The organism is Paraburkholderia sp. JHI2823 (assembly GCF_038900695.1).
Taxonomy (GTDB): domain Bacteria; phylum Pseudomonadota; class Gammaproteobacteria; order Burkholderiales; family Burkholderiaceae; genus Paraburkholderia; species Paraburkholderia mimosarum.
Map to the genome: position 1 here is coordinate 64,316 of NZ_JAYMRY010000008.1, position 12,812 is coordinate 77,127.

Consider the following 12,812-nt stretch of genomic DNA (forward strand, 5'->3'; position numbering starts at 1 on the left):
ATGCGGCCCTTGTGCTATGTGCGATAGAAAGCGTGTGCGAAACGTCTGCTACGTGCAGGCGAAGCGCCTGGGAGCACTTACTTCTTCTTTTTGCCTTTGGCCTTCGAGACCTTGGCGTCCTTCGCCGACTTCTCGTCGGGTGGCGCGAGCATCGTGCCGCGACATTTGCGGGCGCCGCAGCGGCATTCGTATTCGCGTTTGAGCTTCTTCGTCTGCTTCGCGTCGATCACGAGGCCATAGTCGTAGAAGAGCTCCTCGCCTTCGGCGATATCGCGCAGTGCGTGAATATAGACGTGCCCGTCGATCTCCTCGGCTTCGCAGTTCGGCGCGCACGAATGGTTGATCCAGCGCGCGCTGTTGCCCTTCACCTTGCCGTCGATCACGTCGCCGTCGTCGAGCGCGAAATAGAACGTGTGATTCGGCTCGTCAGGATTGTGCGGATGGCGCCGCAATGCTTCCTTCCACGAGATGCGCTCGCCCTTGTATTCGATCAGTCGTTCGCCGGTCGCAATGGGGACCGCCGCAAACACGCCCTTGCCGTGCACGCCCGACTGGCGCACGACGATCCTGCGTTCACTCATTGAATGAATCCTTGTGAAGTCCTGGGGAGACGGTCCCGGTCGTGGCAAGCGGCGTGGGACCGGTCTTCTTGCGCCCCCTACGCAAACGCGGCGCCGATTTGGCGCCGCGCTCATGCGACGCCCGGCGCGCCACAGACGGCATCGTACACGCTCGCGCCGCTTTCGTTCAACCCAAATGCGCCGCGCGTATCAGCGAAAATCAGCGTTGACCGAGCGTCGTCTCGCCGAACAGCTTCTTGAGATCGCGTGGTTGCGATCGCCAGTACTGCGGCGGCGCGCTCACGCTCGCGCCGAGTTGCGCGGCCGCATGCCACGGCCAGCGCGGATCGTAGAGCATCGCGCGCGCCATCGCAATCATGTCGGCTTCGCCGTCTTCGACGATCTGGTTGGCCTGCAACGCATCGGTGATGAGGCCCACCGCAATGGTCGTCATGCCCGTTTCGGCCTTGACCTTGCGTGCGAACGGCACCTGGTAGCCCGGCTCGAGCGGAATCTTCTGCAACGGCGACACGCCGCCCGATGACACGTCGATCCAGTCGGCGCCTCGTGCCTTGAGCGCCTGCGCGAACACGACGGTGTCCTCGGGCGTCCACCCGCCGTCGACCCAATCCGTTGCGGAAACGCGCACGCCGACCGGACGATCTGCGGGGAATTCGGCGCGCACGGCGTCGAACACTTCGAGCGGAAAGCGCATGCGGTTCTCACGCGAGCCGCCGTATTCGTCGCTGCGCTGGTTGGCGACAGGCGAGAGGAACTGGTGGAGCAAATAGCCATGCGCCGCGTGCACTTCGAGCGCGTCGATGCCAAGACGCGCAGCCCGGCGCGCCGTGGCCACGAACGCATTGCGCACGCGGTTCAGACCCGCTACATCGAGCGCGAGCGGCGGCGGCTCGTCGTCCTTGTGCGGAAGCGCCGAGGGCGCATGAGGAAGCCATCCGCCGTCGGCGACCGAAATCAGCTGACCGCCTTCCCACGGTACGTGGCTCGACGCCTTGCGTCCGGCGTGCGCGACCTGCATGGCGATACGGATCGGCGAATGACGTCGGATCGCGGCGATGACAGGCTCGAGCGCGGCTTCCGTCACGTCGTCCCACAAGCCCAGATCGCCCGGCGTGATGCGGCCATCCGGCTCCACGGCCGTCGCTTCGATGCAGAGCATCGCGGCGCCCGACAGCGCGAGGTGGCCGAGATGGATCATGTGCCAGTCGGTCGCTTCGCCGCGATCGGCGGAGTACTGGCACATCGGCGAGACGACGATGCGATTGGCGAGCGTCACGCCACGCAGTTCGAGCGGAGTGAAAAGCTTGCTCATGGCGGATCCACGGACTGATGGGAGGAGCGTCCGAGAATATCACGCGCCGTTTTCACGCGCCGTTTTCACGCGCCGTTTTCACGCGTTAGACAGCCCTTCGCGCTTGCGCGAGGCCAAGGCGCGCGGGTCAGGGTTGCCGCGCGGCCATCCGTGCATCGACGGCGTCCAGCCATTCGCCGAACATGCGGCTCGCCTGCACTTCGAGTCGCGGCCCGTTGCGCGCCGTATCGTCGCGCAACGCATTGACGTCGACGCCCGCAGCGCCGATTTCGCCGGCATAGCCGATCAGCCAGGGCTCGAAGCGATCGGCCCGCACCTCGGGATGGCATTGCAGGCCGAGCACGTGGTCGCCGTACGCAAACGCCTGGTTCTCGCACAGCGGCGTGGAAGCGAGGCGCGTCGCGCCTTGCGGCAGATCGAACGTATCGCCGTGCCAATGGAGGAGGGAGGTCGACGCGCCGTCGAGGTGTCGCAGCGGCGAGGCACGGCCGGCGTCGGTGAGTGCGAGCGGCGTCCAGCCGATTTCGGGCTGCGGCGCTGCGTAGACGCGCGCGCCGAGCACACGCGCAATCAACTGGGCGCCAAGACAAATACCAAGCGTGGGGAGACCCGCCGCGACGCGCTTTTCGATCATCGCGGCAAGGGGAACGAGCGTGGGGTAGCGCGCGTCGTCGCATGCATTGATCGGGCCACCAAGCACGACCATGAGCGACGCCGACAACGGATTGAGCGCGCCGATGCGCGCGAAGCCGACGTCCACGTAGCGCACGGGACGTCCGCGGTCGCCGAGCACGCGCTCGAAGCTGCCGAGGTCCTCGAAATAGACATGGCGCACTGCCAATACTTCGCGATTCATCGGCAAATCCCCGGGTCGGCTCTCGGTGGCATGGATGTCACGGCGCCTGCATGGATTGCGCGAACATTCGCGCTGACGATCGTGACAAAAAGCTGGGACGAATCATTGTGACAACTACTTGCGAGAACTATGCAAATTGCCACATAGACGCATCATGCTTGCAACGCCGCGCGTGACCGACATTGCGATGTGTTGCACTACCGTTCGTTACGTGCGCGACGCGCGAGCAGGCGTCGGCACGCGCCAGCCGCCCCGACGGCGGCGGCGCAGCTTCGGCCTGACCTTAAACCGCGAAGATCTTCCAGTTCTTTTTCTGGGTCAGCACGTCGGCCTGCTCGTACACCGAGCAATCGAGACGCAGGTCTGCGTCGGTCATGTCGATGTTGAGAAGCCGGCAGTGATGCGCCGTCTTCTTCGGGTTCTTGCTCGGCTCGAAATGCGAGCAGGTGAGGCACATGCGGTGCTGCGGGCTGGTCTCCTGCGATTCGAGCAGATAGACCGTCTTGAGCAACGTGCGGTAGAGCGTGGACTGCTCTTCGGCCTTCAGCGTGCCGACCGCCTTCGAAAGGAAGTCCGGCCACTGCGATGCCTTCTTTGCCGCCGTGCGGCCACGCGTGGTCAGACGCACCGCGAGCGCGCGGCCGTCGTCGAGCGCGCGACGCTTTTCGACGAGCCCCTTCGTTTCCAGCGTGCTCACCGCATCGCTGGTGGTGGCGGCCGTGAGGGCCGTTTCACGTGCGATCTCGCCGAGGCGCATCGGCCCCTTGCGCTGCATCAGCAGCACGAGAATTTCGCCCTGGGTAGGCGTGAGTCCTGCCCCTTCGGCCCAGTCCCACGCCTGGCTCCGCATTGCCGTGCTAAGTCGCAGCAGGCTATGGGTCACCCGCCCGGCTGCCTGCTCTCCGTATACGCCTTCGCTCATAGTCTTTCGCTGGTTATTGGCAGCTTGCGCTGCATCGTCAGCCGCCGCTTTGACCGGCGGCCTGTGGGAACGCCGGCGTCCGGTTCCCCGAGCGCCGCACCATCTCAAAATTTTTCCGCTTCGCCTGCGCCATGGTGTGCGTTGCAAAGTCGCGCTTCTTGCCGCAGGCGGCGAAAACGTCCTTCCGTCCCGCCGCCACGACAGCAAACCGCCATTCTATGCGAGAGTAGCGAATCGCACAGCTAAGTTATCCAACGTGATTTGTGGATAACCCGTTGATAAGCACGCCATTGCCTGGTGCACAGGTTCCTGGGAACGCGAAACTCCGGCCCGGGATCCTTGCAGGGTTATCGCGGATTTCTGTCCCGAACGCAACTGGAATCTGCCCCATTGTCGCCTGCCAATCATTACGCAGTCCATTGAGTTTTCAGGGAAATCGGACGCCGCCCGCAGCGAAGCGGGCCTCGCGGCTCGCTTCGTCATTGAATATGGCCCATGTCGAGATCCAGGTCAAAAAAATAAGAACCCCCAGGTACCTCGAAACCAACAAAAAAATTTTGGTAGCCTCAAAAATGTCACTTGCCGGACCTGCGGGACCCGTTTTGGCCGCCCCTGTGTCTCGATCGACTCTCGTTCCCGTTGCGCTTGCGGCCCCGCAAACGCGAAGGGCAACCGGAAAGCCGCCCTTCCCATCCCGCATTCCGGGCGCAGAACCCGCGCGCGCTCCACGCGAATTCGCTCAGTCCTCCTGTGTGTCCCTGCGCGCCGGCCTTTCCCGTCAGGCGCGCCAGCGCAGGCACTGCTGGCGCACCGCCTCGTGCAATGACTTCTCGTCGGCGACTACGCTGCGCAGCCAGCTCGCGTCGTTGGTTTGTGCGCGCGCGATCGTGCCGACTTCGGTGAGCGCGCGCATCGAGCCGAGCGCCTCCCCATGCGGCGCGATCCGCTCCAGCGTTTCGAGGATGTCCTCGGAAATCGTGCGGCGCTCGCCCGTTTGCGGATTCACGCACGTGCCGGCGAGCCCGAAGCGGCACGCCTGGAAGCGGTTGAACGTGTACACCAGATAATCGTCTTCGAGCGGCACGATCGGACGGTCGGTCAGAAGATGGCGTGCGAGCGTCTGGATGTAGCAGGCGATCGCGGCGGCGCGCTCGACTGAAAGCGGCGTGTCCATCACGCGCACCTCGATCGTGCCGAAGCCGGGTTTCGGGCGGATGTCCCAGTAGAAGTCTTTCATGCTGTTGACAACGCCCGTATGCACCATTTTCGAGAAGTACTCCTTGAATTCTTCCCAGCTCAGCACGAACGGCGCGCGGCCCGAAAGCGGAAACGCGAACACGGAATTCAGGCGTGCCGAATGAAATCCGGTGTCCACGCCCTGCACATAGGGCGACGAAGCCGAGAGCGCGATGAAATGCGGAATGAACCGCGAAAGCGAGTGCAGCAGGAAAAGCGCACTGTCGGCATCCGGACAGCCGATATGCACGTGCTGGCCGAACACGGTGAACTGCTTCGCGAGGTAGCCGTAAAGCTCGGAAAGATACTGAAAGCGCGGCGTATCCACGATGCGGCGGTCGCTCCACTGCTGGAACGCGTGCGTCCCTCCGCCGCACAGGCCGACGTTGAGATGATCGGCCGCGGCGACGAGCACGTCGCGAATCCTGCGCAGATCGGCCACGGCCTGCTCGTGATTCGTACAGATGCCGGTGGAAAGCTCGATCATGCTTTCGGTGATTTCGGGCGTGATGTTGCCCGGAATCTCCTGATCTTTGAGCAGGCGCATGAGGTCGCTACCCGCCTTCGTCAGATCGTAGTCGTGCGTGTTGACGATCTGCATTTCGAGTTCGATGCCGAACGTGAACGGCTTCGAATCGACAAATGTTTCCAGTGACATGGCGTGCCCTCTTCAGCCGCACCGCGCAAAGCCGGGTATCCGGGCTGGGCGCGGCGCGAGTATTGCAAGGCGCCGCACACGACGGTTTGCCCGCCGCGCGCGGCACGAATTTCACTTTTCGCCGCGCTCGCCAACGAGCGCAAGCGCGCGATACACGAGCCACGGCCCGAGGAGCTGCAGCACGACGATCGCGCAAAGGATGATCGCGCGCAGGCGCGGATCGAAGGTCGGATAAAGCTCGTAGGTGTCGTCGACGAGCAGCAGCGCGAGCGCGGACATCGGCGTCAGCGCGACACCGAGCGCCACGCCCTGCTTCCAGTGCAGCCCGCTCGGTCTCGCAAACATCAGCACACCGACGAGTTTGGCCACGAGCCGTGCGACGATCAGCCCCGCCGCGGCCACGCCACCCACCAGAATGTCGTGCCACTGGAAAGCGGTGAGCGTGAGCACGAAGAGAATCACGGTGAGGAGCCACCCGGCCGTGCCAAAGTGCTGCGGCCACAATTGCGGACGCGGCTCGAGATTCTTCACGATGATGCCCGCCGCGAGCAGGCTCAGGATCGTCGAAAGCTTGAGCAGATGCGCAATGGCGATCGCGAGCAGCACGAGGCCGAAAAGCGCGACGAACGAGTGCTCGTCCTGCGGGCTCAGGCGCCGGTAAAAAAGCGTGCACGCGCGGGCGAGCACGAACGCGACGACGAGCGAGCCGACCAGCAGATAAAGCGGCTGAAGAATCGTCGCGAAGACGTTGCCGTAGATTTCCTGGTGCAGCCAGCTCGAAGCGAGCTTTTCCACGATCACGGCGTACATGCTGTTGAGCGCCGTGAGCGTGAGCAAACGCTGCGTGACCTGGCCTTCCGCGCGCAACTCGGTTTTGAGCTGGATCACCATCGCGGGCGACGTCGCCATGGCGATGGCGGCCACGACGAGCGCGATCATCGTCGGGACGGAAAGGAACAGCAGCACGACGAGCACGAGCACGAACGTGAGCGACGCCTCGGCGAGACTCGAAAGGATCAGCCACGGATTGCGGCGAATCCAGCGCAGATCGAGCCGGCTGCCCAGCTCGAACAGCAGCAGGCCGAGCGCGACATCGAGCAGCGGCCGCGCGGACGTGCCGACGTCGGCATCGATCACGCCGAACCCGGCCGATCCGGCAATCAGCCCGATCACGCCATAGCCGGAAATCCGCGGCAAACGCCACGCCCGATAGCAAAGCTCGCCGCACAAACCGGCGGCGAGCAGGGCGAGCCCGGCCCAGAAAATTCCGTCGAGTTGCAACGGCCAGGCGGGAAAAAACGAAAACGCCGACTTCATCGTGGTGGCTTCTCCTTGGCAACGACAACTTGCGTGGGATCGAATCCGGCTGTCCGACGGTGGATCGACATACGGCTGGCGAACGGGCAAGCCGCGTGCCGCGCGAGGCGAGCGACGCCCGAATGGCAGCGCCACTCCCCGATCGACGCCGCGCGTCTTGCGTGCGACCGCCCTGCCTGTGCCTGCTTGCGTGGTCCGATGCGGCGAGCCGCCGTGAACACGCGCTTGCTGCGGCGATTGCGGCAAACGCGAGTGCGGCGAACCGTTGCGCCGGCACATCGTGGTGCTGCGGCGAACAGCCGGTACGGGCGCCTCGCGTGGTGTGGCTGCGCCCGAGTTGGATGAACGAACGCCGCCGCCTTCCCTGAGCACTCAGATTCAGGATGAGGGGCAACCGTTCCGTAGGTGCGTCGGCCGTCTGCTGCGGCCCTTGACGCGGAAAGAACGGCGATTGTGCCATAGCTCCCCGCGAAATGCCCGCTTCGCTCCAAATTCGCGAACAAAGACGGTAATAGCGACCCTATTGGGCGCTATTTCGCGACGTATGCGGAAAAAATGACCTATCAGGTGGAGGATTTCGTCAGTTTTTATGACGCACGGGTTTGTTTTTACTTGCCGCCGGCGATGGCCATAGCTTTGGTGTTTACGGTTTACCGTATGTATACGTAGTAGAAGTTAACAAGGGCCTGGGTTTCCTGTGGATAACCGGGGTTTACCGAGAAGGATCAGAGGCTTGGCGCTCGCACAACCGCACGCAAAGGATGTGCGGACCGCGCGTGCTTCGGAGAGTAACTTTTGGGCCTGGCTCGCGGCGTGCTGAGTTACCCCGTTTACGTCCACATCGCGTCCACACTCGATTCGCCGGCAATTCGCCCGGTTATCCACAGATTCGCGGGGATAACCGGGGCGCCGTGTATGGGCGCGGCGCGCTCAGAGGCCGCGCTGGCGCAAGGCGCGCTGGAGGAAGCGCGCCGGATCGAGCTGGTCGGCGAGATCCCGCTCGAGTGGCCACGGCTCGCCTTCCATCTGCGAGGCGATGAGTTCGGCGCCTAGCCCCGCCCAGACGAGACCGCGCGAACCGAACGCGTACGCCCCGTAGAGACCGGCTGCCCGCGGCAGGTCGAGCGGCCAGGCGCCGGCGAGACGCTGCGCGTCGCGTCGGGCGGCCTCTTCGTCGGCGAGCGGGCCGAGCATCGGCATGCGGTCGCTGGTGACGCAGCGGAACGCCACCCGGCCGGCGAAGTCGCCCTGGGCGGCGGCAAGCTCAGGAAGCATGTGCGCGACGCGCGAGAGGTTCTCGGCGTGACCCGTTGGACGCAGCGCGTCGTCGGCGTCGTCGACTTCGTAGGTGGCGCCCGCGAGCGTCACGCCGCCGTCGAGCGGGACCGCGTAGCCCTCGCCGATCACCGGCACGCGCAGGTTCGCGAGCGGGCTCGGATCGACGAGCGTGAGCTGCCCACGCACGATGCGCGTGGGCGCGTGCGCGAGCGCGGCGGCGCGCGACGCGTCCTGGGCGTTGGCGAAGATCACCGCGCCCGCCTGCGCGACGAGCTTGCCCGCGTCGTCGAACACCTGCCATTCGTCGGACGCGGGCCCGCTGGCGCGCGCTATGTGTCCCATACGCACGCCGAAGCGCAAGTCGACCTGCGCGCCGGGCAACGCTGAAGCGAAGGCGCATTGCGCGCGGCACAGCGATGCCGGATCGATCGCACCGCCATGCGGATAGAACCAGCCACCTTGATTGAGCGCGACGCCGGCCAGCATCCCGGCCTGTTCGCGCGTGACGGCGCTCGCGAATTCGTCGGGATAACCGAACGAATCGAGCGCTGCGGCGACAGCACGTGATTCGTCGTCGGTGGCGAGGTGGAGCAAGCCGGCACGGGTGCGCCTCGGCGCATGGCCGGCCGCTTCGAGTGCGGCCCAGCGCCGCAGTGCATAGAGAAACCCGGCGCGCGTGATGCGCGAGGCGCTGCTGTCGTCGCGGGAAATCAGCGGATGAAACACGCCCGCCGGATTGCCGGACGCCTCGAGCGCCGGCGCGGCGTTGCGTTCGATGAGCGTCACGCGCCAGCCGCGCGCGGCAAGCCGCTCGACGAGCGCGCAGCCGGCCAGGCCCGCTCCCACCACGATCGCGTGCCGCTCGCGCAGCGCGAGCGGCAGCGGCGGCTCGTAGCGGCGCACGCGCCAGCGCGGCGCGAAGCGTCCGACCAGCATCGCCCGCTTGCCGCCGAAACCCTCGACCTTGCGGTATTCGAAGCCGTTTTGCAGCAACTCGCGCTTCACCTCGCCGGAACTGCTCCAGGTTGCGAAGGTCGCGCCCTCGCCGGCAATGCGCGCGAGCGCCTTGAAGATGGCGGGCGACCAAAGCTCCGGGTTCTTTGCCGGGGCGAAGCCGTCGAGGTAGATCGCATCGGCGCGCATCCACATTTTGGGAAATACCTCGAGCGCGTCGCCGAAAAGAAGCGTGAGCGTGACGCGCCCGCCCTCGAATTCCAGCCGGTGCGTGCCGGGTACCAGCATTGGCCAGGCATCGATGAGTTCTCGCGCCAGCGGCGCTTCGCGTGCGTGCGCAACGAGCGCATCGAGCGCGGTGCGCAAGTCGTTGCGCGCGAATGGATGCTTTTCCACTGAAACGAAGTGCAGCCGTTCGCAGCGCGCCGGATCGTCACGCCACGCCGACCAGGTGGCGAGGAAGTTCACGCCCATGCCGAAGCCGGTTTCGACCACGGTGAAGATCCGCCGCCCTTGCCAGCGCTGTGGCAGCGCATTGCCATGGAGAAAGACGGCGTGGGCCTGTGCGAATGCGCCGGCAGTGCTGTGATAAACGTCGCCGTAAGTCGGCGAAAAAGGCGTGCCGTCTTCCCGAAAGGCGAGTGTGGCGGGTGTCAGGGTGGCGGTCATGAGGAAGGCGAAGCGAAAGATGAAAGCGGGAACGAGCGTGGAATATGTCTGCACGCCGCTTGATGGTGTCGCCGCAAACGCTTGCCAGGCGGCTGTTCGAGCGGATGCTGCGTTGGCACCGCGCAACGCGCGCGACGGCGAAAGGGTCGCGTTCGGGGAAATTTGCGAGGTCGACAGCCCTAAATCATCTGCACGCCCCGAAAAACCCGCATGTGCGTCGCGAAATCTTCGAAACCCTTGTCGTTATTGGGTTTGCGCTGCGCTATCATAGCAAGCGCCGCCCAGGGAAGCGGCAGCACGGCCGTTGCGGCACGGGACACACGCTAGCCGCCGCAACGCGAAATCGCCGGGGTGCTCCGGGTCCGTCGCTGCTCGACGGCGCGGCACGCGTCCGTATAATCGGCGCGTTCGCGCTGTTCGTGTCAACCTAAACACAGAAAGGAACTTCTCAATGAATAAACAGGAACTGATCGACGCCGTCGCAGCACAGACGGGCGCTAGCAAGGCACAAACCGGCGAAACGCTGGACACGCTCCTCGAAGTGGTCAAGAAGGCTGTGTCGAAGGGTGACGCAGTGCAGCTGATCGGCTTCGGCAGCTTCGGTTCGGGCAAGCGCGCAGCCCGTACGGGCCGTAACCCGAAGACCGGCGAGACCATCAAGATTCCCGCTGCCAAGACCGTCAAGTTCACGGCTGGCAAGGCGTTCAAGGACGCCGTCAACAAGCGCTAAACGATTGCCGCTTTAAGTTGACACCCGCCCCTGGCGGGTTTTTTTTCGCCCGCGATTCCTGCGTTCGCGCGGCGCCAAAGGAGACGGCGCCGCGCAGATGCCGCGCCATCGGGCGCCTCGTCCTGGCGTCGTAACGATCAGTCGGGACGATGGACGATCTCACCGTGCCCGTCGCCGCGGTCGCGATGATCGTGGTCGTGGTCGTGGTCGTGATCGTCGTCATCCAGTTCCCACGACGGAAACGGGTCGGCCCACGTTTGCCAGGCGTCGGGGCCGGCTGCGTATTCCGCGTCGGTGAGGAGACACGCGTCGAGCTTCGCGCGCCATGCGTCGCGATCGAGATCCACGCCGATCATCACGAGTTCCTGGCGGCGGTCGCCGATGCTGGGGTCGTCAAGGTCGCCCAGCCAGTCCGCGGCAATTTCTTTTTCCAGCTCCGGATCCTGCGGCCATTCCTCGCGTGGCAGCGCCGCCCACCATGTGCCCGCGGGACCATGACGGCATACGCCCCCTGCTTGCGAGAGCGTGCCCGTCACCTCGTTGCGCGTGGCCAGCCAGAAAAAGCCCTTCGAGCGCAGGACGCCCTTCCACTCCTCGTTGAGCAGCGCCCAGAAACGTTCGGGATGAAACGGGCGGCGTGCGCGATAAACGAAGTGGCTGATGCCGTATTCATCGGCTTTGCCGCGCCGCGTATGCGTGTGCTCCGGATCGTGGCAATGCACCGGGTCGTCGCAGTGATCGTGCAGTGACGCGAGCCAGCCCGGTGCGCTCGAAGCCGCATCGAAATCGAAGCGCCCGGTATTGATCACCTCCTCGAGCGGAACCTCGCCGAAGCGGCTCACGATCTGCACCGCGCGCGGATTGATGCACGCGAGAATATGCTGCAGGCGCGCGAGTTCGTCCTCGCTCACGAGGTCGGCCTTGTTCACCACGAGCACGTCGCAGAACTCCACCTGGTCGACGAGCAACTCCACGATCGCGCGGTCGTCGTCCTCGCTGGCCGCGAGGCCGCGTTCCGCGAGTTGATCGGCGCTCGCGTAGTCGCGCAGGAAGTTGAATGCGTCGACCACCGTGACCATCGTGTCGAGGCGCGCCAGTGCGTCGAGCGCGATGCCGTCGTCGCTCGCGAACGTGAAGCTTTCGGCGATCGGCATGGGCTCGGCAATGCCGGTCGATTCGATCACGATGGCGTCGAAGCGCTGCCCGGCGCGTGCTGGGTCGGCGAGGCGCTCTACCTCGGTGAGCAGGTCGTCGCGCAGCGTGCAGCAAATGCAGCCGTTCGACATCTCGACCACGCGGTCTTCCACGTGCGAGAGCGCCGGGGCGTCGCGCACGAGCGCGGCGTCGATGTTGACCGAAGCGAGGTCGTTGACGATCACCGCCACGCGCAGGCCCGCGCGGTTCGAGAGGATATGGTTGAGCAGCGTGGTCTTGCCCGCGCCCAGAAAACCGGAGAGCACGGTGACGGGCAGTGGCGGCTGGTTCATCGCAGTGTGGTGCAGAAAGTGGAATCGGAAGATGCGCCGCGTGAAAGGATCGAAATCCCCGCAAGTTCGCAGCGCCAGCCAGCATTTTGCACCATGCAAGCGCGCCGCGCGGCGCGAGCCCGCCCACTCAGCGCGCTACTGCATGAGATGCCACTTGCGCAGGATATCGGCGATCTGCTGCGCGTACTGGTCGCGCAGCGTCGGGGTTTCGGAGTGGTAGGCGCCGACGGCGGCCCACGTGTTGCCGTACTTGTTCATCTTCTGGCGCAGATGCCACGCGGCGATATAGACGTTCTTGCACGGCTCCATGAGCGTGCTCGACGAAATACCGTATTGCGAGAGCAAGGGCAGATGTACGGAATTGATCTGCATGACCCCGTAGTCGGTCGAACCGTTCGCATTCCTGTGCAGCGCGTCGGGACGGTTGTGCGATTCCTGCCAGGCGATGGCGCGCAGGATCAGTGGATTGACTTTCTGGTATCGCGCGGCTTCGTCGAAACAGTCCGCGTGTGCGAGCGTGCTGGCGCTCGCGAGGGCGAGCACCACGGCAGCGGCAAACGAAGCGGAGCAGACGGGATGCATGGCGACTCGCGCGGAAGCTTCAATAAATGCAAACGGCAACGGGTTGATTCGAACCGGTGACAGTCGCTCACTGCATGGACGACGTGCCGGCCAGTAGTCTGAAGGATGACGCAATCTATCGCTGGCAGGCACGAAATCTGCCGGCAAATGCGGGAATTCCCACATAAAAGCCCGGTGAAAGGCAGGTTCGTCATTAAGGGGGCCGCTCGTATGATACCGGTCGCTCTTGA

General features: G+C 64.7%; 11 protein-coding genes. 2 read left to right on the top strand and 9 right to left on the bottom strand.

Going from position 1 to position 12,812, the window contains the following annotated elements:
- Positions 1–77: 77 nt before the first annotated feature.
- From VSR34_RS11610 to mnmC, 7 genes are all read right to left on the bottom strand, one after another.
- Entirely contained in the window at positions 78–581 is a 504-nt protein-coding gene (locus tag VSR34_RS11610) for an SET domain-containing protein-lysine N-methyltransferase (protein ID WP_028213254.1), read from the bottom strand.
- A gap of 199 nt (positions 582–780) precedes the next feature.
- The gene (locus VSR34_RS11615; protein ID WP_342962536.1) at positions 781–1,893 is read right to left on the bottom strand and encodes an NADH:flavin oxidoreductase/NADH oxidase; all 1,113 of its coding nucleotides are present in this window, start codon (positions 1,891–1,893) and stop codon (positions 781–783) included.
- Between the two features lie 127 nt (positions 1,894–2,020).
- Positions 2,021–2,749 carry a glutamine amidotransferase gene (locus VSR34_RS11620; RefSeq protein WP_342962537.1) on the bottom strand — a complete coding sequence of 243 codons (729 nt, stop codon included), beginning with the start codon at positions 2,747–2,749 and terminating at the stop codon, positions 2,021–2,023.
- 283 nt (positions 2,750–3,032) lie between these two features.
- Positions 3,033–3,671 (bottom strand): MarR family winged helix-turn-helix transcriptional regulator, encoded by a 639-nt coding sequence (locus VSR34_RS11625; protein ID WP_342962538.1) that lies wholly within the window; start codon positions 3,669–3,671, stop codon positions 3,033–3,035.
- A 778-nt stretch (positions 3,672–4,449) separates the two neighbouring features.
- Positions 4,450–5,565 (bottom strand): YbdK family carboxylate-amine ligase, encoded by a 1,116-nt coding sequence (locus VSR34_RS11630; RefSeq protein ID WP_028213259.1) that lies wholly within the window; start codon positions 5,563–5,565, stop codon positions 4,450–4,452.
- Positions 5,566–5,676: 111 nt separating this feature from the next.
- The gene (locus VSR34_RS11635) at positions 5,677–6,882 is read right to left on the bottom strand and encodes a cation:proton antiporter (protein ID WP_028213260.1); all 1,206 of its coding nucleotides are present in this window, start codon (positions 6,880–6,882) and stop codon (positions 5,677–5,679) included.
- Between the two features lie 930 nt (positions 6,883–7,812).
- Positions 7,813–9,783 (bottom strand): bifunctional tRNA (5-methylaminomethyl-2-thiouridine)(34)-methyltransferase MnmD/FAD-dependent 5-carboxymethylaminomethyl-2-thiouridine(34) oxidoreductase MnmC, encoded by a 1,971-nt coding sequence (gene mnmC / locus VSR34_RS11640; RefSeq protein WP_028213261.1) that lies wholly within the window; start codon positions 9,781–9,783, stop codon positions 7,813–7,815.
- 44 nt (positions 9,784–9,827) lie between these two features.
- On the opposite strand from mnmC, the gene VSR34_RS11645 reads away from it, so the two are divergent.
- Both VSR34_RS11645 and VSR34_RS11650 read left to right on the top strand, forming a co-directional pair.
- On the top strand, positions 9,828–10,214 hold the full coding sequence (locus VSR34_RS11645) for a hypothetical protein (protein WP_154671184.1): 387 nt from the start codon (positions 9,828–9,830) through the stop codon (positions 10,212–10,214).
- Between the two features lie 20 nt (positions 10,215–10,234).
- Positions 10,235–10,513, top strand: a complete 279-nt coding sequence (locus VSR34_RS11650) for an HU family DNA-binding protein (RefSeq protein WP_027815965.1) — start codon at positions 10,235–10,237, stop codon at positions 10,511–10,513.
- A 137-nt stretch (positions 10,514–10,650) separates the two neighbouring features.
- Here VSR34_RS11650 and VSR34_RS11655 read toward each other — a convergent pair whose 3' ends face one another.
- Both VSR34_RS11655 and VSR34_RS11660 read right to left on the bottom strand, forming a co-directional pair.
- Positions 10,651–12,000, bottom strand: a complete 1,350-nt coding sequence (locus VSR34_RS11655; RefSeq protein WP_342962539.1) for a GTP-binding protein — start codon at positions 11,998–12,000, stop codon at positions 10,651–10,653.
- A gap of 135 nt (positions 12,001–12,135) precedes the next feature.
- Entirely contained in the window at positions 12,136–12,582 is a 447-nt protein-coding gene (locus VSR34_RS11660) for a lytic transglycosylase domain-containing protein (RefSeq protein WP_042288700.1), read from the bottom strand.
- Positions 12,583–12,812: the final 230 nt, after the last annotated feature.

What these genes read in the sequence shown, in the direction of transcription:
- VSR34_RS11625 (WP_342962538.1), bottom strand. Translation starts at nt 3,671, where the DNA reads ATGAGCGAAGGCGTATACGGAGAGCAGGCAGCCGGGCGGGTGACCCAT.
- VSR34_RS11620 (WP_342962537.1), bottom strand. Translation starts at nt 2,749, where the DNA reads ATGAATCGCGAAGTATTGGCAGTGCGCCATGTCTATTTCGAGGACCTC.
- mnmC (WP_028213261.1), bottom strand. Translation starts at nt 9,783, where the DNA reads ATGACCGCCACCCTGACACCCGCCACACTCGCCTTTCGGGAAGACGGC.
- VSR34_RS11660 (WP_042288700.1), bottom strand. Translation starts at nt 12,582, where the DNA reads ATGCATCCCGTCTGCTCCGCTTCGTTTGCCGCTGCCGTGGTGCTCGCC.
- VSR34_RS11650 (WP_027815965.1), top strand. Translation starts at nt 10,235, where the DNA reads ATGAATAAACAGGAACTGATCGACGCCGTCGCAGCACAGACGGGCGCT.
- VSR34_RS11655 (WP_342962539.1), bottom strand. Translation starts at nt 12,000, where the DNA reads ATGAACCAGCCGCCACTGCCCGTCACCGTGCTCTCCGGTTTTCTGGGC.
- VSR34_RS11635 (WP_028213260.1), bottom strand. Translation starts at nt 6,882, where the DNA reads ATGAAGTCGGCGTTTTCGTTTTTTCCCGCCTGGCCGTTGCAACTCGAC.
- VSR34_RS11610 (WP_028213254.1), bottom strand. Translation starts at nt 581, where the DNA reads ATGAGTGAACGCAGGATCGTCGTGCGCCAGTCGGGCGTGCACGGCAAG.
- VSR34_RS11645 (WP_154671184.1), top strand. Translation starts at nt 9,828, where the DNA reads ATGTCTGCACGCCGCTTGATGGTGTCGCCGCAAACGCTTGCCAGGCGG.
- VSR34_RS11615 (WP_342962536.1), bottom strand. Translation starts at nt 1,893, where the DNA reads ATGAGCAAGCTTTTCACTCCGCTCGAACTGCGTGGCGTGACGCTCGCC.
- VSR34_RS11630 (WP_028213259.1), bottom strand. Translation starts at nt 5,565, where the DNA reads ATGTCACTGGAAACATTTGTCGATTCGAAGCCGTTCACGTTCGGCATC.